This window comes from Actinomycetospora atypica (assembly GCF_042653685.1).
In the GTDB taxonomy this organism is placed as follows: Bacteria; Actinomycetota; Actinomycetes; order Mycobacteriales; family Pseudonocardiaceae; genus Actinomycetospora; species Actinomycetospora atypica.
Map to the genome: position 1 here is coordinate 1 of NZ_JBHSIV010000062.1, position 18555 is coordinate 18555.

Genomic DNA, 18555 nt, shown 5'->3' on the forward strand with positions numbered 1-18555 from the left:
CCCGCAGCTCGTCCCGGCCGCCGCCGACGCGGACGCCGTGGCGCGCGTCTTCGCGGGCCGGGCGGGCGCGGCGCGGCCGGCGCTGCTCGACGGCGTCCCCGGCCTCGTCTACTCCCACGCCGGGCGGCCGGTCTCGCTGTTCCGCATCACCAGCGAGGACGGCCGGATCACCGCGATCGAGATGGTGGCCGACCCGACGACGATCGCCGGGATCACCCTCGGGCCCTAGATGAGGCCCATCTTCGAGGCGGCGTAGACGGCCTCGGCGCGGCGGGAGACGTCGAGCTTGCGCATGAGGTTCCCGACGTGGAACTTCACGGTGGTCTCGGAGATGAACAGCTCCCGCCCGATGGTGCGGTTGCTCATCCCGCGGGCGAGCAGGCGCAGCACGTCGAGCTCGCGGCCGGTGAGGGTCTCGCCGTGGGGCTGCTGGCCGTTGAGCGAGCGGACGACGGCCGCGGCGGAGCGCGAGTCGAACGCCGACTCCCCCCGCGACACCGCGCGGATGGCGGCGGTCAGCTCGGTGGTGTCGACGTCCTTGACCACGTAGCCGCGGGCACCGGCGTGCACGGCCTCGACGACGAGGCGGTCATCGAGGAACGTCGTCAGCACGAGCACCCCGACCCCGGGGTGGGCCTGGGTGAGCTGGCGGCACAGCTGCAGGCCCTCGGAGTCGGAGCTGGTCGAGAGCTTGAGGTCGAGCAGCACGATCGAGGGCCGCTCGTGGGCGACCACCGCCAGCGCCTCGGGCGCCGACGACGCCTCGCCGACGATCGCGAACTGCGGTTCGCGCTCGAGGACCGAGCGCAGGCCCTGCCGGACGATCGCGTGGTCGTCGACGAGCACGATGCGGACCTCGCCGCGCCGGACCGCCGCGCGGGCGGGGATGCGGATGTCGGTCATGGCGTGCTCCCCAGATCGGTCGCGGGACCCTCGGTCCCGCTCGGTGCATCCTCTCCCGCGGACGCGGGTCCCGTCCCCGTCGACCCGGAGGGGTCCGGTCCGGTCGACGGGTCGGGGGTCGGGCGGGCCTCGATGGGCAGCGGGACGCTGACCTGGACCCGGATGCCGCCCTGCCGCGCCCGCTGCACCACCAGGGTGCCCCCGTACTCCCGGGCGCGCTCGGCCATGTTCGCGAGGCCGCGGTGGGTGCCGTCGATGTCGTTCGCCGCGGCCACCTTGAGGGTGCGGCGGACCTGCTCGGGGTCGCCGGTGCCGTCGTCGGCGACGGAGAGCACGAGGCGGTCGCGGCGGAACGAGAGCCGGACGACGGCGACGCTGGCCTGCGCGTGCACCGCGGCGTTGAACAGCGCCTCGCCCGCCACCCGGAACAGCGAGCGCTCGGCGGTGGCCGGCAGCGACACCGGGCGGCCCTCGATGCGGACCTCGACGCGCAGGTCGGAGGGCATGTGGACGGTGGAGAGCTCCTCGAGCATCGCGGGGAGCGTGCGGTGCCCGTGCTCGCCGGAGTGGTTCAGCGCGTAGATCGCGGACCGGAGCTGCTCGACCGCGCGCCGGGTGAGCTGCTTCGCGGTCTCGAGGCGCTCGCGCTGGCGCTCGTCGTGGATCTCCGAGCGCACCACCTCGATCTGCATGCCCGCCGAGAGGGCGTACTGGGTGACCGAGTCGTGCAGCTCGCGGGCGATGCGGTGGCGCTCGGAGTCGAGCACCTCGCGCTGGCGGGCGACCGTGAGGGCGTCGCGGGTGCGCTGCAGCTGCTCGTTGCGGGCCGCGAGGTCGTCCGCGTGCCGGCTGGCCTCGTCGTACAGGCTCAGGGTGCGCTGGTGCAGCGCGGAGTTCTGCAGCGCGGCCGCCGTCTGGCTCGCGAGCACCCGGAGCACCGAGGCGTCGGTGGCGTCGATGCGCCGCTCCACCCCGGTCCACGCGACGATCTCGCCGACCACCGTGCCGTCGAGGCGGACCGGGACGTGCAGGTGGTGGGGGTCGTGGGAGTGCACCTGGGTGTCGGCGGCGGAGGGGCCGTCGGACCGGGCGGTGTCGAGGTCGGACTCGTCATGCACGCCGCCGCGCACGTTCTGCAGGTGGCGCAGCACGAACGGCGGGAGCGCGCCCGTGCCGTCGGCCGGCACCTCCGCCAGGTCGGGGCCCAGCACGAGGTGGCGCGGCGAGGCCTCGGGCAGCGCGCCGTCGGCGAGCGCGAACACCACCCAGTGCGCGGTCAGGTGCTCGGCCGCCGCCTCGGCGACCGACCGGACCAGGGTGCCGGGCCCCTCGGTGGTCCGGACGAGCGCGCGGCTGATGCGGTCGAGCGCGTGGATGACGCGTCGCAGGCGCTCGGCGGAGGCGAGGTACTCGACATAGAAGGACGGCTTGCCCGACCGGATCCCGGTCAGCAGGTCGAGGTCGGGCGGGGTGGGCTCGGCCGACCTCGCCGCGGTCCGGGGCTCGCTCACGGGTGCTACAGCGCCTGCCGGAACAGCGTCTCGATCTCGCCCCGGGTGGCCTCGCGCGGGTTCGTCGACAGGCAGGCGTCGGCCATCGTCATAGTGGCGAGCTGCGCGACGTCGCCCTCGGTCACCCCGATCTCGCCGAGCCCCTTGGGCACCCCGAGCTCGTCGGCGAGGCGGCGGACCTCGCAGGCGGCCCACTCGGCGGCGTCGGTGGCGAGGGCGTCAGACCAGCGGCCGTCGGACGCGCCGCGGAAGCCCAGGGCCTGCGCGATCGGCACGAACCGCGCCGGGTCGGGCTCGGCGTTGAAGCGGACGACGTGCGGCAGCAGGATCCCGTTGATCACGCCGTGCGGGAGGTCGAGCAGCCCGCCGACCTGGTGGCTCATCGCGTGCGCGGCGCCGAGGATCGCATTGGTGAAGGCGAGGCCGGCCTCGAGCGCGGCCTGGGCCATGTGGACCCGCGACTGCCGCTCGAGGGGGTGGTCCATCGTCCGCTCGAGGTGCAGGCCGACCAGCGAGATCGCCTGCAGCGCGTGGTGGTCGGTCAGCGGGTTGTGCGCCCGCGACACGTAGGCCTCGATGCCGTGGGTGAGGGCGTCGAGGCCGGTCGCGGCGTTGAGCCAGTCGGGCATCGTCGTGAGGAGGTTCGGGTCGACCACCGACACGTCGGGCACCAGGGCCCGCCCGAGGATGGTGATCTTCGTGTTCCGCTCGGTGTCGGTGACGATGCAGAACTGGCTCACGTCGGCCCCGGTGCCCGACGTCGCGGGCACCATCACCATCGGCGGGATCGGGGCGACCATGCGGTCGACGCCCTCGAAGTCGGTGATCAGCCCGCCGTTGCCGGCGAGCAGGGCGACGCCCTTGGCCGCGTCGATCACCGAGCCGCCGCCGACCGCGACGAGCACGTCGCACCGCTCGGCGCGGTAGCACTCGTGGCCCGCGGCGATCTCGTGGTCCTTGGGGTTCGGCGTGACCCCGCTCCACACGACGGGGCGCAGCCCGGCCTCGGTGAGGTGGCGGGCCAGCTGCTGCGGCCAGCCCGCGGCCAGGAGGCCCTCGTCGGTGACGAGCATCGGGCGCCGCGCGCCGAGGCGGACCGCCGCGTGCGCGGCCTCGGGCAGCGAGCCCGGGCCGAACACGATCTCCGGGACGTGGAACTTCGCGAGGCGCGGCGTGCCGGTCTCCGCCTGCACGTGACCCGTGCCCGGAGCCGTCGTGGAGGGGTGCGCCGCGGCCGGCTCGGGCCTGCGGCACACCACCAGGGACTCGCCGGCGCGCGTCACGGTGTCGACGAGGACCACGCTGCCCCCTCTCCACCGTCGGATGCTCGGTGTAGCCCACGTTACAGACGGATGCACGGGTTGGGCAGCCCGCGCGGACCCCGTGGGCCGTACCGACGAGTAGCGCGCAATCAGAGCGCCAGCTCCGACGCCTGCACCCCCGGTTCGACGTTCGAGTCGCCGTGGATCGGACCCTGCCGGACCGACAGCGGCGTGCCGTCCCCGCCCCACTGCTCTGCGATCATCTCGGCCGCGATCGAGATCGCGGTCTCCTCCGGCGTGCGGGCGCCGAGGTCGAGACCGATCGGGCTCGACATGCGACCCAGCTCGAACTCGGTCACCCCGGCCTCGCGCAGCCGTTCCAGACGATCGCCGTGGGTGCGTCGCGACCCCATCGCGCCGATGTAGCCGATCTCGGGCAGCCGCAGGGCGACCTCGAGCAGCGGCACGTCGAACTTCGGGTCGTGGGTGAGCACGGCCAGCGCGGTCCGGGAGTCGATCCGGCCCGCCTCGGCCTCCGCGGCCAGGTAGCGGTGCGGCCACTCCACGACCACCTCGTGGGCCTCCGGGAACCGGCTCGACGTCGCGAACACCGGGCGCGCGTCGCAGACCGTCACCCGCATCCCGAGGAACGTCCCGATCCGCGCGACCGCGGCCGCGAAGTCGATGGCCCCGAACACGATGAGGCGGGGCGGCGGCGCGAACGACTCGACGAAGATGCCCAGCCCCTCGCCGCGGCGCTCGCCGTCGGTGCCGTAGGTGACCAGGGTGGTGCGTCCCGCGGCCAGCAGGCCCCGGACGTCGTCGCGCACGGCGTCGTCGAGCCGGGCGCTGCCCAGGGAGCCGTCGACGTGCTCGGGCCACACCACGATCCGCCGACCCACGTTCGGCCCCGAGACGATCGTCGCGATGGCCACCGGGCGGTGCTCGCGCACGGCCTCGGCGATCGCGCCGAGCTCGGGGAAGCTCTCGCGGTCGACCTGCTCGACGAACACGTCGAGGATCCCGCCGCAGGTCAGGCCGACGGCGAACGCGTCGTCGTCGGACACGCCGTAGCGCTGCAGCGTCGGGTCCTCGCCGCGCAGGATGTCCGAGCCGAGCTCGTAGACCGCGCCCTCGACGCAGCCGCCGGAGACGCTCCCGACCGCCTCGCCCTCGGGGCCGACGAGCATCGAGGCCCCCGGCTGCCGGGGTGCGGACCGGAAGGTGCCGACGACGGTGGCGAGTGCCGTCGATCGTCCGTCGGCCCACCATCCCTCGAGGGTGGGCAGCACGTCACGCATCAGCGAGCACCTCCGTGAGCTCCTGCAAGGTGGTCAGCGAGTGACCGGCCAACAATCGGTCAACGTGCGGCAGGGCCGCGGCGATTCCCCCCTGCACCGGCTCGTAGCCGCGCTTGCCGGCGTGCGGGTTCACCCACACCACCGCATGGGCCAGCCGGGCCAGTCGCTGCATCTGCTCGCCCAGCAGATCGGTGCCGCCGCGCTCCCAGCCGTCGGAGAACACCACGACCACCGCCCGGCGGGCGACGCCGCGCTGCCCCCACCGGTCGAGGAAGGCGGTCAGCACCTCGCCGAGCCGCGTGCCGCCCGACCAGTCGGGGATGGCGCCCCCGGCGTCGCGCAGGGCGCGCTCGGGGTCGCGCTGGCGCAGCTCGCGCGTGACGCGGGTCAGGCGCGTGCCGAGGGTGAAGGTCTCCACGGCCTGCGGGGTGCGCCGCGTCAGCACGTGCGCGAAGCGCAGCAGGGCGTCGGCGTAGGGCGCCATGGAGCCGGAGACGTCGAGCAGCAGCACCACCCGCCGCGGCCGTTCCCGACGATGCTTGCGGGACAGCCCGGGGATCTCGCCCGCGTGGCGCAGCGTCGCGCGCAGGGTGGCCCGAGCGTCGGGCTCCCCGCGGCGGTGCGGTCGCCGGCGGCGGGCGCGGCGTCTCGGCGGGTCGGGCCGCAGCAGCTCGAGCATGCGGCGCAGGTGCTCGCGCTCGCCGATCGTCAGCTCGGCGATGTCCCGGTCGCGCAGCACCTCCTCCCCGCTCGCGGCCACGCGCAGCTCGGGGGTGTCGCCCTCGTCGTCGCCCTCGCCGCCCTGGCGCTCGGGGCTCGACAGGGCCGCGATCGTCGCGGCCCGCGGCTTGGGCGGGCCGGCGCGCCCCATCCGCTGCTCGCGCGGGTCGGAGGAGAACCAGGCGTGGAAGGCCTGGTCGTAGCGGGCCACGTCGTCGGGGTCGGAGCACAGGGTGAGCCGGCCCGCCCAGTACAGAGCGACCTCGCTGGCCACGTCGACCTCCCGCACGGCCCGCAGGTAGGTGGCCGTGCGGTCGGGGGTGACGGGGACCCCGGCGTTGCGCAGCAGTCGGGTGAAGGCCGCGAAGTCGCGCAGGACGGCGTCGTCGTCGGCGGGGGCGGCGAGCGCGTCGACCACCCCGCCGGCCAGCACCGCGCCGGCGTGCGGGCGGGGAGCGGGCGCGTCGGTGCTCCCGCCCCGGTCGGCGGCGGTCATGAGGCGAGCAGGGCGTCCAGCGCGTCGCGGGCGCGGTCGGCGTCCTCGCGGTACTTGAGCACCGCACCCAGCGTCGCGGTGGCCGACTCGAGGTCGAGGTGGCGCGCGCCGATCAGCTCGAGGGCCTGCGCCCAGTCGAGCGTCTCGGCCACGCCCGGGGGCTTGAGCAGGTCGAGGCGCCGCAGCCGCTGGACGGCCTGGGCGACCTGCTGGGCGAGCTCGTCGGCGAGGTGGGGCATCCGCGCCTTGAGGATGGCGACCTCGCGGGCCAGGTCGGGGTGCTCGAGCCAGAGGTAGAGGCACCGGCGCTTGAGGGCGTCGTGCACCTCCCGCGTGCGGTTGGAGGTGAGGACGACGAGCGGCGGGGTCTCCGCGCGCACCACCCCGATCTCCGGGATGGTCACCGAGTTCTCGGCGAGCACCTCGAGCAGGAAGGCCTCGAACTCGTCGTCGGCGCGGTCGACCTCGTCGATGAGCAGCACGCTCGGCGTGTTCTGCAGCGCCTGGAGGACGGGGCGGGCGAGCAGGAACCGGCGGTCGTAGAGGGAGGCCTCGACGGCGTCGGCGTCGAGCTCGGAGTGCGACGCCGTGGCGGCCGCCTCCATGGTGCGCAGGTGCAGCAGCTGGCGCGGGAAGTCCCAGTCGTAGAGGGCCTGGGCGGCGTCGATCCCCTCGTGGCACTGCAGCCGGACGAGGGGCGCCCCCAGCACCTGCGCGAGGGCCTGGGCGAGGGCGGTCTTGCCCGTCCCGGGCTCGCCCTCGCAGAAGAGCGGACGTCCCATGCGCAGCGCCAGGAAGGCGGCCGACGCGAGTCCGGCGTCGGCGAGGTATCCGGTGCTCCCGAGGGCGACGGCGACGTCGTCGGGTCCGGCGAATTCGGTGGCGGCGGTCACCGGACCATCGTCCCCTACGTGCGAACCTGCTGCTCAGGTTCGTGTGGCGCACAACTCCCAACCCCCCAATTCACCGTGACCCCCGTGACATTCTCGCTCTGCGTTACAACTGTGTGACTCAGGCACGAACGGGGCGATACCGTCTCGTGACCTGCGAAAACGGTGACCAGTGGTGGTGACAAGGGCCCGATCGGGTGATCTTCGCCTTTCTGAGAGCCCCTTGAACTCGGGCGTGTGCTCCGTATGTTCGCTCTCGGCCACCGTCACGGTGGCTTCGACCAGCCCCGGGGGCCGCCGCGCCCGACGCCTGTCCAGCGTCCCCGGGAGACCCCACACGAGAGGTGCGGACCGGACAGGCAGGGCGAGCAGGGGCCTGGCACGTCGATACGGCGTGTCCTTCGGTGAGACCGCGTGGAACCGGTCCGTGACCCGATGGGGAGAGACTCCCGACCCGCTGCCACGTGGGGCGCGGTGCGACGAGAGAGGTCATGCTTCGTAATACCGATGAGTCACTGGCGCGCGCCCTCACCCGCAGGGCGGCCCAGCTGGCGCTGGTCGGCGCGCTCGCGGCGACCCCGCTCGCGCTCGCCGCCGGCACCGCGTCCGCCGAGACCGACTGGGACGCGCTCGCCCAGTGCGAGAGCGGCGGCAAGTGGTCGACGAACACCGGCAACGGGTTCAGCGGCGGCCTGCAGTTCACCCCCTCCACCTGGAAGGCCTACGGCGGCACGGGCAGCGCCAAGAACGCCAGCCGCGAGGAGCAGATCGCGGTCGCCGAGAAGGTCAAGGCCGGACAGGGCATGAATGCCTGGCCGACCTGCTCCAAGAAGACCGGTCAGACCTCGAGCAAGTCGAACTCCGGGGACTCGTCCTCGTCGTCGAAGCCCTCGAAGAAGACGGAGACGTCCTCCTCGTCGGCGAAGAGCTCGAAGAAGACCGAGACCGTCCGCGCCAAGGCCCCGTCCGCGGTGGCCCCGGCCGGCGCCTACACCGTCGTCTCCGGCGACACGCTCAGCTCCATCGCCGCGAACCACGGCGTGAGCTGGAAGCAGATCGCCCAGCGCAACGCGATCGCCGACCCCGACACGCTCTCGGTCGGCCAGCAGCTCGTCATGAGCTGACGCTCGTCCCGCACATCGCCTCGACCCCCGCCGGTGCCCCGAGCACCGGCGGGGGTCGTCGTGTGTCCACCACGCACTCGACGGGCCGCTCCGCGTGCCTGAGCCGGGTCGGCGCCCCTGCGCCCGCCGAAGGAGTCACCACGCACTCGGCGGGCCGTGTCTCGCGCGCGTGAGGGCTCCCTCGAGCCGCCCGGCGCCGCTCCCCCCGCACACGGAGTCGTCGGCCGGGTCCAGGACCATGATCACGACTTCGGCGGCGAGTCGCAGCAAATCTTGGGCGTGTCGCTCCCGAAGTCGCGATCACGGGTCGGTCGGGCCGCCGAGACGTGTGCGTGGCACGCCGGTTCTCACCGGGTCGTCTGTCCGTCGAGGCAGAACGAGTGCGTAGCGCAGGTTCTACGGGCAGTTCACCCATTCCTCGGAGCCGTCGCCGAACTCCTGGCGCTTCCACACCGGCAGGGCCCGCTTGACCTCGTCGACGAGGTCGCTGCACGCGTCGAAGGCCTCGCGCCGGTGCTCGGCGGCCACGGCGCACGCGAGCGCGACGTCGCCAATGGCCAGGGAGCCGATCCGGTGCGACACCGCCAGGGCGGTCACCCCCGGGTACCGGCCCGCGACCTCGGCGGCGACCTTCTCCACCACGGACCCGGCGCTGGGGTGTCCCTCGTAGTCGAGGGCCCGGACGGTCCGCCCGTGGTCGTGGTCGCGGACCACGCCGGCGAAGGTGACGACGGCTCCGCTGCGGGGGCCGTCGACGAGGGCCGCGTGCTCGGCGACGTCGAGGGGCTCCTCCCCCACGGCGGCGCGCAGCACGACTGCGGTCGAGGTGCTCACTGGTGGTCTCCTCCCTGGATCTGGTCGACGGCGTGGTCGAGCACCGGCTCGAGGACGGCGAGCCCGTCGCGCACGCCGCCGGGCGACCCGGGCAGGTTCACCACTAGCGTGCGGCCGGCGACGCCCGCGACGCCCCGGGACAGCACGCTCGTCGGGACCTTGTCGGCGCCCGCGGCCCGGACCGCGTCGGCCAGGCCGGGCACCTCGTAGTCGATGACGGCGCGGGTGGCCTCGGGGGTGGCGTCGGTGGGCGAGATGCCGGTGCCGCCGGTGGTGAGGACGACCTGCACCCGGTCGCCGACCGCGGCCCGCAGCGCCTCGGCCACGGGTTCGCCGTCGGGCACCACCACCGGGTCGTCCGCGGAGTACCCGCGCTCGCGCAGCCAGGCCACGATCAGCGGCCCGCCGCGGTCCTCGTAGACGCCCGCCGACGCGCGGTTCGACGCGGTCACCACACGGGCTCGCCGTAACGGCTCGTTCATCGCCACGTCCTCATCGATCCTGGGGCCTCGTCCAGACGCCCGACCGGCCGCCTTCCTTGCGCTCCAGTCGTACCCCGTCCATCGTCGCCGCGGGGTCGAGCGCCTTGACCATGTCGTGCAGCGCGAGCCCCGCGACCGACACCGCCGTGAGCGCCTCCATCTCGACTCCCGTGCGGTCGGCGCTGCGGGCCGTCGCCTCGACCCGCACGTCGGTCTCGCCGACCTCCAGCTCCACGGTGACCCCGGCGAGGGGGATCGGGTGGCAGAGCGGGATGAGGTCGGGCGTGCGCTTGGCGCCCATGATCCCGGCGATCCGGGCCGTGGCGAGCGCGTCGCCCTTGGGGACGGTGCCGTCGCGCAGGGCCGCGCACACCTCGGCGGTGGTGCGCAGGACCCCGCTGGCGGTGGCCACCCGGCGGGTGACCTCCTTGTCGCCGACGTCGACCATGCGGGCCGCGCCGGTCTCGTCGACGTGGGTCAGCCCCCGCCCGGCGGTCGAGCTCCGCTGCGCTGCGTCTCCTCGCGGCGCGCTCACTCCTGCTCCGCCGTGACGCCCTCGGCGGACGCCGAGCCGGCGTCGAGCGCGTCCTGCACGGAGTTCAGGTCGGCGGCCTCGCTGACCTTGCGCACGGCGGAGGCGACCGCGGGCGAGACCGTGGAGTCGAACACGCTGGGCACGATGAACAGGGGGTTCGGCTCGGCGACCACGTCGGCGATCGCGGCCGACGCGGCGAGCAGCATCGCGTCGGTGATGCCGCGGGCCTGCGCGTCGAGCAGGCCGCGGAAGATCCCGGGGAACGCGAGCACGTTGTTGATCTGGTTCGGGTAGTCCGACCGGCCCGTGGCGACGATCGCGGCGTGGTGCTGCGCGACGCCGGGGTCCATCTCCGGGTCGGGGTTCGCCAGCGCGAAGACGATCGCGTCGTCGGCCATGCCCTTGATGTCGTCGGCGTGCAGCAGGTTCGGCGCCGACACCCCGATGAAGACGTCGGCCCCGGGCAGCGCGTCGTGCACGTCGCCGGTGCGCCCGTCGTGGTTGGTCTGCTCGGCGACCCAGCGCAGGGACTCGTGCAGACCCGGCCGGTCGGGGTGGATGATCCCGTCGACGTCGACCGCGATGAGGTCGGCGGGCTCGAGCGGCAGCAGCAGCCGGATGATGGCCGACCCCGCCGCACCGACGCCGCAGACGACGATCCGGCAGTCCTGCGAGCGCTTCCCGACGACGCGCAGGGCGTTGCGCAGCGCGCCGAGGACGACGACGGCCGTGCCGTGCTGGTCGTCGTGGAACACCGGGATGTCGAGGCTCTCGCGCAGCCGGGCCTCGATCTCGAAGCAGCGCGGCGCCGCGATGTCCTCGAGGTTGATCCCGCCGTAGGCCGGGGCGAGGATCTCGACGGTCCGGATGATCTCCTCGGTGTCCTGCGTGTCGAGGCAGACCGGCCAGGCGTCGACCCCGGCGAAGCGCTTGAACAGCGCCGCCTTGCCCTCCATCACGGGCATGGCGGCGGCCGCCCCGAGGTTGCCCAGGCCGAGCACGGCGGAGCCGTCGGTGACGACCGCGACGGTGTTCCGCTTGATCGTCAGGCTCCGCGCGTCCTCCGGGCGGGCCGCGATCGCCTGGCACACGCGGGCGACGCCGGGGGTGTAGGCGCGGGAGAGGTCCTCGCGGGTGCGGAGCCCGACCTTTGGGGTGACCTCGATCTTGCCGCCGAGGTGCACGAGGAACGTCCGGTCGGAGACGTTGCGCACCTTCACGCCGTCGAGGGCGCCGAGCGTCTCGGTGATCTCCTCGGCGTGCCGCTCCGACAGCGCGTTGCAGCTGATGTCGACGATGACCGACTCGGCGCGGGACTCGACCACGTCGAACGCCGTCATCACCCCGCCCACGCGCCCGACGGCGACGGCGAGGTCACCGGCCGCGGTGGCGCTCGCGGGCGCCTCGACTCGTGCGGTGATCGCGTAACCGGGTCCGGGGACCGCCACGGTTCAGCCCTCCTGCCCTCGGAGCCGGGCCAGGTCGGCCGGCGTGTCGACGTCGTCGCGGGTGGCGACGTCGGAGACCTCCACGGCCCCCACGTCGTCCCGCCCCGCAAGGTATCCCCGCGCCCCGACATCGTCGTGCGCGGCGGCCGCCACGGCGGCCAGGTGGTGGCGCCCGAAGACCACCGGGTGGCCGGGCCGCCCCTCGTAGACGCCCCGGACGATGCCCCCGGGGGTCGCCGCCGCCATCACGCGGGCCAGGGCGGCCGCGGTGATGCCCGGGGTGTCGACCAGCAGCACGACGACCGCGTCGGCCCCGTCCGGCACCGCCGCGAGCCCCGCCCGCAGCGACTCCCCCATCCCGTCGACCCACCGCGGTGCGACCACCACGACGGCCTCGGGGTCGGCGTCGGAGACGACCCGCACCGCGTCCTCGGCCGCCGCGCCCAGCACGACGACGCGGGGCGACGCCCCGGCCTCGCGGAGGCTGCGCAGCGCGCGGGTGACCAGCGGCTCGTCGTCGAGCTCGACGAGCGCCTTGGGCGTGCCCATCCGACGGCCGGCCCCCGCCGCGAGCAGGAGGCCGGCGACGGCCACTAGCGGTTGATCTCCGTGACGGGGTGCTGGTAGCCGAGCTGGTCGGCCGGGAGCGGGAACTCGACCTCGCCGAACGGGGAGGCGGCACCCTGCGTGGGCGCCATGAGCTCCGTGATCGGGTGGCCACCGTCGACCTGCGGCCACGCCGGGTCCTGACGGGGCTCGACGGCCCTGTCGTCCTGCTCGCCCTCGTTGTTCGCCGCCACCGGTTCCTCCCTGGTCCAGACCCTCGTGCGGGACCAGTCTGCCCTACCCGGGCCTCGTCCGGCGACCGCCCACCCGCGCCCGGCGACCGCGATTACGCTGGTCGAGATGGCCGCCCGAGCGGGGACACTCCTCGATCACCTGCGCGCCCAGGACGACGCGACCCTGGGTGCCCTCTTGCGCGCCCGGCCCGACCTGGCGCTGCCCGCCCCCGCCGACACCGGCGTCGTCGCGACGCGGGCCGGGGTGCGCACCTCCGTGGGCCGGGCCTGCGAGGAGCTCGACGCCCTGCACCTCGCCGTCGTCGACGCCCTGCTGGTGGCCGACGCCGACCAGTCGCCGGTCGACCCGGAGGCCGTGCTCGCCCTGCTGGGCCCCACCGTGCCGCGGGCGACGGCCCGGGCCGCCCTCGACCACCTGCGGGCGCTGGCGCTGGCCTGGGACTTCGCGGAGCCCGACACCCTCGACGGCGGCCGCGCCGCCATCCTCGCCGTGCCCGCCCTGCGCGACACCGCGCGCCGCCACCCCGCGGGCCTCGGTCGCCCCGCGGCCGCGGGCTCGGCCGTGCTCGCCGACCCGGTGGCCGTCGTCGCCGCCCTGCCCGACGACCAGCGGGCCGTCGTCGAGGCCCTCGACACGGAGGGCCCGGTGGGGCGCAGCCGCGCCCGGGAGGGCGACGACTCCCCCGTCGCGCGCCTGCTCGACGCCGGCATCCTGCGCCGGGTCGACGACGAGACCGTGGAGCTCACCCGCGAGGCCGGGCTCGCCCTGCGCGGCGACCGGCCGCTCGGGGAGATCCAGGCCGTCGACCCGATGCCCGCCCCGCGCCGGCAGGACCCGGCCACCGTCGACGCCACCGCCGCCGGGGAGGCGCTCGAGACGGTGCGCCGCGCCGAGGCCGTGATCGCGGCCTGGTCGGCCGCCCCGCCGGCGGTCCTGCGCTCCGGGGGCCTCGGGGTCCGCGACCTGCGGCGCCTGGCCAAGGACCTCGACGTCGACGAGACCGCCGCGGGCCTGCTCGTCGAGACCCTGAACGCCGCGTCGCTGGTGGCCGTGAGCGAGGACGCCGACGCCGTCTGGTGCCCCACCACCCAGGCCGACCGCTGGCTCGCCGCCCCGCCCGAGACCCAGTGGGTCGCGCTCGCCCGGGCCTGGCTGGAGATGCCGCGCCAGCCCTCGGCGATCGGGCAGCGCGACTCCACCGACAAGCTCGTCGGGCCGCTGTCCGACGAGGTCCGGCGGCCGTGGGCCGCGCAGGTCCGCCGGCGGGTGCTGGCGCGGCTCGCGGAGTTCCCCGAGGGCAGCGGGCCGCCCTCCGTCGACGCCCTGGTGACCTCGCTGGCGTGGCGGGCCCCGCGGCGCGGCGGACGGATGCGCGACGACCTCGTCCGCGCCTGCGTCCGGGAGGCGACCGCCCTCGGCGTCGTCGCCCACGACGCGCTGACCACCGCCGGGCGCGAGCTCCTGCGCACGGCCCGCCGTCCCGACGACGACCCCGACCTCGCCGCCGCCGCGGCGCTGCGCCCGGCGATGCCCGCCCCGGTCGGCCACGTGCTCCTGCAGGCCGACCTCACCGCCGTCGCCCCGGGGCGCCTGGAGCCGGAACTGGCCGCGGCCATGGACCGGGTGGCCGAGGTGGAGTCGGCCGGCGGCGCCACCGTCTACCGCATCTCCGAGAACTCGCTGCGCCGGGCGCTCGACCTGGGTTGGACCGCGGCCGACGTGCACGAGCTGTTCGCGACGCGCTCGGCGACGCCCGTCCCCCAGGGGCTCACCTACCTCGTCGACGACGTCGCGCGCCGGCACGGTCGGCTGCGCGGCGGCTCGGCGGCGTCCTTCCTGCGCTCCGAGGACGAGGCCCTGCTCGCCGAGGTGATGTCGCTGCCGGTCGCGGCGTCGCTGGAGCTGCGCCGCCTCGCCCCGACCGTCGTCGTGTCGGCGACGCCGCTGGCCGACGTGCTCGAGGCCCTGCGCGCGGCCGGCCTCGCCCCGGTCGCCGAGGACGCCGACGGCGCCGTCGTCGACCTGCGTCCCCGCGGGCGCCGCACGGCCCCGCGCCGTCCCGACCGGGCGTCGTCGGGCGGCTCCCCGTCGCTGTCGGACGACCAGGTCGCGGCCCTCGTCGCGGAGCTGCGGGCCGCGGTCCGGGCGGCGACCGCGCCGCGGGGCGCGGCCACGGTGCCGGGGTCGACCCGCCAGACGGCGTCGGCCACCGTCGCGGTCCTCGCCGACGCCGCGCGCACCGGGCGCACCGTCTGGATCGGCTACGTCGATGCCGCCGGCACCGCCTCGCAGCGGGTGGTGCGCCCGCTGCGGGTGGGCGGCGGGCTGCTCGAGGGCACCGACGCCGCGGTGTCGACCGAGGAGGACCCGGGCTCGTCGGTGAGCTTCGCCCTGCACCGGATCACCTCGGTCAGCGTGCTGACCGAGCAGTGACCCCCGGGGCCCCGCCGCTCAGGCGCGGGCGCCCACGGCCCACACCTGCATCGCGTGCTCGACGAGCGCGATCAGCGTCTCCTTCGTCGACTCCCGGTTCCGGGCGTCGACCGTGACCACCGGCACGGACGGGTCGAGCGCGAGCGCCTCGGCGACGTCGTCGAGGGAGTGCGAGAGCACTCCGTCGAAGCAGTTCACGCCGAGCACGTAGGGCAGGTTGCGCTCCTCGAAGAAGTCGACGGCCGCGAAGCAGTCGGCGAGCCGGCGGGTGTCGACGAGCACCACCGCCCCGATGGCGCCGCGCACGAGGTCGTCCCACATGAACCAGAACCGGTCCTGCCCGGGCGTCCCGAACAGGTAGAGGATCAGGTCGGCGTCGAGGGTGAGACGCCCGAAGTCCATCGCCACGGTGGTCGTGCGCTTGTTCGGGACCGCGGTGAGGTCGTCGACGCCGGCGCTGGCGTCGGTCATGACCGCCTCGGTGGTCAGCGGGTCGATCTCCGAGACCGAGCCGACGAAGGTCGTCTTGCCGACCCCGAACCCCCCGGCGACGACGATCTTCGCCGACGTGGCCGTCGGGACCGCCCCCTCAGAGTCGTCGTAGTCCACTCAGCACCCTTTCCATCAACGCCAGGTCGGGGGCGTCGCCCGTCGACGAGGCGGTCTCGTGCACCACGATCGATCCGTGCGCGGCCATGTCGCCCAGCAGGACACGGGCCACGCCGAGCGGCAGGCGCAGCAGCGCCGCGACCTCCGCGACCGACTTCGGTTCGCCGCAGAGGTCGGCGATCATGCGGTGCTCGTACTGGGTCACCTGGGCGGGATCCCGGCCCTGGTCGGTCGTCGACACCAACGTCTCGATCGCGAGGTCGTAGGCCGGACGGGTGCGGCCGCGGGTCCACGCGTAGGGCCGCACGAACGACGACTCCGGCGGCTCGTCCCCGGTCCGCGGTCCGTCGGGGTAGTCGGGCCACTGGTGCCGGCCGACCGCGACGTCCACGGGCGCGGTCGGCGGGAGCGCCGGGTCGCCGTGGGGGAACACCGGGCGGCCGGTGTGGGGACGCCAGCCGAGGCGCTGTGCACCTCCGGGCGGCGGGCCGGACGGCGGACCGAGCGGCACCCCGCCGGGCGGGCTGCGGTGGGCCCCGCCCGCGGCGTCGTCGAGGGCCCGGGCCGCCTCCCGGTCGGCGTCGGACACGGCGTCGTCGCCCCGGCCGGCGGGGCCGCCCGGGTCGGCGTCGTCGGCCTTCCGGCGTCGCCCGAACAGCCCGCGACGCCCACCCGGGCGCGACGGGCTACCGGTGATCCCGTTCAGGACGTGGGCGAAGGAGTCGTCGTCGGACTGGCTCACCGTGCCTCACCTCCCCCGGCTGCTCATCGGAAACCCGATCCCTGCAGCTCCGCGCGCAGCTCCGGGGTCAGCAGCTGGCCGACGCGGTCGACCAGCAGCGTCATCTCGTAGCCGACGAGGCCGATGTCGCAGTTCGGGGCCGCGAGCGTCGCGAGGCACGACCCGTCGCTGATCGACATCAGCAGCACGATGCCGCGCTCCATCTCGACCACGGTCTGCACCACCTCGCCGGCCTCGAAGCAGCGCGCGGCGCCCTGGGTGAGGCTGATCAGCCCGGAGGCCACGGCGGCGAGCTGGTCGGCCCGGTCGCGGGGCAGCCGGCTGGAGGCGGTGAGGAGGAGGCCGTCGGCGGACACGACCACGGCGTGCGCGACGCCGGGGACCCGTTCCGCGAAGTTCGAGACCAGCCAGCCGAACCTGCTGGGCTGCGACTGGGGTGCCGTCACTGCTGCTCCTCCTCGGGGTCGTGCGTGGTCTCGCCGGTGGTGGCCGCCCCGTCGGGGCGGCGGGCCAGGCGGGTGGAGCGGCCGTCGGCGACGCCGCGCTGGTAGCTGGCGAGCCGTCCACGGACGGCGTCGGGACTGCGCTTCGGGGGACCCTGCTCCGCAGGGGCCCCCGGGGAGGGTGCCCGCGTGGGGGCCGGACGGGCGCTGCCCGGGACCAGGTGGGCCCGGGGCCGGCGACGCGGCAGGCCCGCCTCGGTGACGCCGGCGTCGACCGGGGTCAGCGACGGGGCTCCCGCCTCGAAGCCGATCCGCCCGGTGTCGTCCCACTCGGGGTCGACCGACGTGTCGTCGGGCTCGGGCTCCCGGAACCAGACGGAGGCGACCTCGTCGAAGATCGGCGTGCGCTCGCGGTTCGGTAGGACCGCCGCGGGCCGGCGGGGCAGGGTCTCCGGCGGCGAGCCGGGCAGCCCGCCGGTCAACAGGCCGTTGCCGTTCGTGCCGTTGCCGTTCGCGCCGTTGCCGTTCGTCCCGGCGCCGTGCCCGTTCTGGCCGTTCCCGTTCGTGCTGTGCCCGTTCTGGCCGTTCCCGTTCTGGCCGTACCCGTTCGCGCCGCGGGCGGGAAGGGGCGCGGAGGCCGGCCCGACGAGGCCCGGATCGGGTTGCTCGGGTGCGGGCTGCTCGGGCTCGGGCTGCTCGGGCGCGACCGGCTCGGAGGCGGGTTCCGGCGTCAGGGGGGCGTCGGGCGGCGCGAAGAGAGCGTCGCCCTGTGCGGCGGGTGCCGCGGCGTCGGCGTCACCCTCGGCCGTCGGCCGGGGCCGCAGCCGCGGCGCGGAGCCGGGCCGCAGCAGCGGGCCGCCCTCGGGGCGGCGACGCTGGGCGAGCGGGCGCAGGGTGAGCCGGCCCGGTCGCGACGGGAGGGACCCCTCCTCGCCCGCGGACTCCTCGGCCGCAGCGTCCTCGGCGCCGGACTCCTCGACCACGGACTCCTCGACCACGGGCTCCTCGGCCACGGGCTCCTGTGCCACGGGCTGCAGGACCACGGAGTCCGGCTCGGGCTCGCGCGCCACGGGCGCCTCGACCTCGGCCGCGGCGACCGGTGCGGGCCGGGCGGGGACGTCGGCGTCGGGGCGGGTCTGCTTCGGCGTGCCCTCCGGGGTCGCCGCCACCGGCGGGACCGCGTCGGGCTCCATCCCGATCGCCCGGGCGACGGAGGTGGGTGCCTCGGAGTTGTCCGGGGCCTGCCCGACCTCGGCCGGGCGCTCCTCGCCCGCGGCGGGCCCGGGCGGCGGGACGACCTCGGCGCCGTTCCACATCGGTGGCTGCGGGACCGGCGGCGAACCGGCGGCCCGCGGTCCGGTGTCACGGGGGGCGGCGTCACGGGGGGCGGCGTCACGGGGCCCGGTGTCGCGGGGCGGTCCCCAGGGCGCGGGCCGCGGTCCCGAGGGCATGGCTCCGAGCTGTCCGGGGCCCGGCTGCGGGCGACCGGGGCCGGCGGGGTGGGCCGGGAACCCGGGGTGGCCGGCGGGCGGCGCCCCCGGGCCGGGACGGCCGGCGGGTGTGCCCTCGGAGAAGCCCTGCGGGGCGGCCCGGCGGGGCCGGGGGGCCGGTCGCCCGTCGCGGGTGGTGCGGGTCGGTGCGTCGGGGGTCGGCTGGAGCCCGTGCCGACCGGCCGACACGGCGTCGGGGTCCTCGGGCACGGCGTCGTCGGCCTCGTCGCCGGTCTCGCCGTCGGGGCCGCGCCAGGCGTGGGCGGCGTGCGCCCGGGCGGGGATCCCGCCGGTGTCGGGGCCCTGGCTCCAGACGGTGACGCCCTCGCCGTCGCCCTGGACGACGGAGGCGACGCGGTCGTCGTCCTCGTCGTCGTCCTCGCCGACGGGCTCGGCCTGCGGGCCGGGCACCGGGTCGTGGTCGACGGGCGGGTCGGCGGGCCCGGCCCCGGGGCGGACCGGGCGCCGCGGCAGGGCGGCCGCGAGCGCGCCGCCCACCCCGTTGCGCTGCGGGGCCTCGGCGGCGTAGAG

The 18555-nt window shown here is 75.8% G+C and carries 15 protein-coding genes and 3 pseudogenes; 3 read left to right on the forward strand and 15 right to left on the reverse strand.

Features of this window, described 5'->3' with window-relative positions; all coding sequences use genetic code 11:
* Positions 1-229: pseudogene (locus ACFPBZ_RS28615) on the forward strand (RNA polymerase subunit sigma-70); the annotation flags it as partial.
* Here ACFPBZ_RS28615 and ACFPBZ_RS28620 read toward each other — a convergent pair.
* The 6 genes from ACFPBZ_RS28620 to ACFPBZ_RS28645 all read right to left on the reverse strand — a co-directional run bounded on the left by ACFPBZ_RS28620 (position 226) and on the right by ACFPBZ_RS28645 (position 7086).
* Positions 226-903: a MadR family response regulator transcription factor gene (locus ACFPBZ_RS28620; RefSeq protein WP_378039515.1), complete on the reverse strand. Its 678-nt coding sequence runs from the start codon at positions 901-903 to the stop codon at positions 226-228. The pseudogene ACFPBZ_RS28615 and the gene ACFPBZ_RS28620 overlap by 4 nt on opposite strands.
* The gene (locus tag ACFPBZ_RS28625) at positions 900-2414 is read right to left on the reverse strand and encodes a MadS family sensor histidine kinase (RefSeq protein WP_378039516.1); all 1515 of its coding nucleotides are present in this window, start codon (positions 2412-2414) and stop codon (positions 900-902) included. Before ACFPBZ_RS28625 ends, ACFPBZ_RS28620 begins: the two co-directional genes overlap by 4 nt.
* Before the next feature lie 5 nt (positions 2415-2419).
* Positions 2420-3715, reverse strand: coding sequence for an iron-containing alcohol dehydrogenase (locus ACFPBZ_RS28630; protein ID WP_378039517.1), 1296 nt, complete (start codon positions 3713-3715; stop codon positions 2420-2422).
* Between the two features lie 110 nt (positions 3716-3825).
* Positions 3826-4977 (reverse strand): XdhC family protein, encoded by a 1152-nt coding sequence (locus ACFPBZ_RS28635; protein ID WP_378039518.1) that lies wholly within the window; start codon positions 4975-4977, stop codon positions 3826-3828.
* A complete protein-coding gene (locus ACFPBZ_RS28640; RefSeq protein ID WP_378039519.1) occupies positions 4970-6193 on the reverse strand; it encodes a vWA domain-containing protein in 1224 nt (407 codons plus the stop codon). Before ACFPBZ_RS28640 ends, ACFPBZ_RS28635 begins: the two co-directional genes overlap by 8 nt.
* The gene (locus tag ACFPBZ_RS28645; protein ID WP_378039520.1) at positions 6190-7086 is read right to left on the reverse strand and encodes an AAA family ATPase; all 897 of its coding nucleotides are present in this window, start codon (positions 7084-7086) and stop codon (positions 6190-6192) included. The genes ACFPBZ_RS28640 and ACFPBZ_RS28645 overlap by 4 nt, the downstream gene beginning before the upstream one ends.
* A 488-nt stretch (positions 7087-7574) precedes the next feature.
* Between ACFPBZ_RS28645 and ACFPBZ_RS28650 the strand changes: the two genes are divergently transcribed.
* The gene (locus ACFPBZ_RS28650; RefSeq protein WP_378039521.1) at positions 7575-8207 is read left to right on the forward strand and encodes a LysM peptidoglycan-binding domain-containing protein; all 633 of its coding nucleotides are present in this window, start codon (positions 7575-7577) and stop codon (positions 8205-8207) included.
* Between the two features lie 396 nt (positions 8208-8603).
* Here ACFPBZ_RS28650 and ACFPBZ_RS28655 read toward each other — a convergent pair.
* From ACFPBZ_RS28655 to ACFPBZ_RS28675, 5 genes and pseudogenes are all read right to left on the reverse strand, one after another.
* A pseudogene (locus ACFPBZ_RS28655) lies at positions 8604-9523 on the reverse strand (molybdenum cofactor biosynthesis protein MoaE).
* A 10-nt stretch (positions 9524-9533) separates the two neighbouring features.
* Positions 9534-10058, reverse strand: a complete 525-nt coding sequence (gene moaC, locus ACFPBZ_RS28660; RefSeq protein ID WP_378039522.1) for a cyclic pyranopterin monophosphate synthase MoaC — start codon at positions 10056-10058, stop codon at positions 9534-9536.
* Positions 10055-11506 (reverse strand): NAD-dependent malic enzyme, encoded by a 1452-nt coding sequence (locus ACFPBZ_RS28665; RefSeq protein ID WP_378039523.1) that lies wholly within the window; start codon positions 11504-11506, stop codon positions 10055-10057. Before ACFPBZ_RS28665 ends, moaC begins: the two co-directional genes overlap by 4 nt.
* 3 nt (positions 11507-11509) lie before the next feature.
* On the reverse strand, positions 11510-12100 hold the full coding sequence (locus ACFPBZ_RS28670) for a nucleotidyltransferase family protein (protein WP_378039524.1): 591 nt from the start codon (positions 12098-12100) through the stop codon (positions 11510-11512).
* The gene (locus ACFPBZ_RS28675; protein WP_378039525.1) at positions 12100-12306 is read right to left on the reverse strand and encodes a hypothetical protein; all 207 of its coding nucleotides are present in this window, start codon (positions 12304-12306) and stop codon (positions 12100-12102) included. Before ACFPBZ_RS28675 ends, ACFPBZ_RS28670 begins: the two co-directional genes overlap by 1 nt.
* Before the next feature lie 106 nt (positions 12307-12412).
* Between ACFPBZ_RS28675 and ACFPBZ_RS28680 the strand changes: the two genes are divergently transcribed.
* Positions 12413-14740 (forward strand): helicase-associated domain-containing protein, encoded by a 2328-nt coding sequence (locus ACFPBZ_RS28680; protein ID WP_378039526.1) that lies wholly within the window; start codon positions 12413-12415, stop codon positions 14738-14740.
* 18 nt (positions 14741-14758) lie between these two features.
* On the opposite strand, the gene ACFPBZ_RS28685 is transcribed toward ACFPBZ_RS28680, so the two are convergent.
* From ACFPBZ_RS28685 to ACFPBZ_RS28700, 4 genes and pseudogenes are all read right to left on the reverse strand, one after another.
* Entirely contained in the window at positions 14759-15349 is a 591-nt protein-coding gene (locus ACFPBZ_RS28685) for a GTP-binding protein (protein ID WP_378039527.1), read from the reverse strand.
* Positions 15330-16091 carry a DUF742 domain-containing protein gene (locus tag ACFPBZ_RS28690; protein WP_378039528.1) on the reverse strand — a complete coding sequence of 254 codons (762 nt, stop codon included), beginning with the start codon at positions 16089-16091 and terminating at the stop codon, positions 15330-15332. Before ACFPBZ_RS28690 ends, ACFPBZ_RS28685 begins: the two co-directional genes overlap by 20 nt.
* 23 nt (positions 16092-16114) lie before the next feature.
* Entirely contained in the window at positions 16115-16537 is a 423-nt protein-coding gene (locus ACFPBZ_RS28695; protein ID WP_286053981.1) for a roadblock/LC7 domain-containing protein, read from the reverse strand.
* A pseudogene (locus ACFPBZ_RS28700) lies at positions 16534-18555 on the reverse strand (hypothetical protein); the annotation flags it as partial. The pseudogene ACFPBZ_RS28700 and the gene ACFPBZ_RS28695, both read right to left, overlap by 4 nt.

What these genes read in the sequence shown, in the direction of transcription:
- ACFPBZ_RS28640 (WP_378039519.1), bottom strand. Translation starts at nt 6,193, where the DNA reads ATGACCGCCGCCGACCGGGGCGGGAGCACCGACGCGCCCGCTCCCCGC.
- ACFPBZ_RS28680 (WP_378039526.1), top strand. Translation starts at nt 12,413, where the DNA reads ATGGCCGCCCGAGCGGGGACACTCCTCGATCACCTGCGCGCCCAGGAC.
- ACFPBZ_RS28635 (WP_378039518.1), bottom strand. Translation starts at nt 4,977, where the DNA reads ATGCGTGACGTGCTGCCCACCCTCGAGGGATGGTGGGCCGACGGACGA.
- ACFPBZ_RS28650 (WP_378039521.1), top strand. Translation starts at nt 7,575, where the DNA reads ATGCTTCGTAATACCGATGAGTCACTGGCGCGCGCCCTCACCCGCAGG.
- ACFPBZ_RS28620 (WP_378039515.1), bottom strand. Translation starts at nt 903, where the DNA reads ATGACCGACATCCGCATCCCCGCCCGCGCGGCGGTCCGGCGCGGCGAG.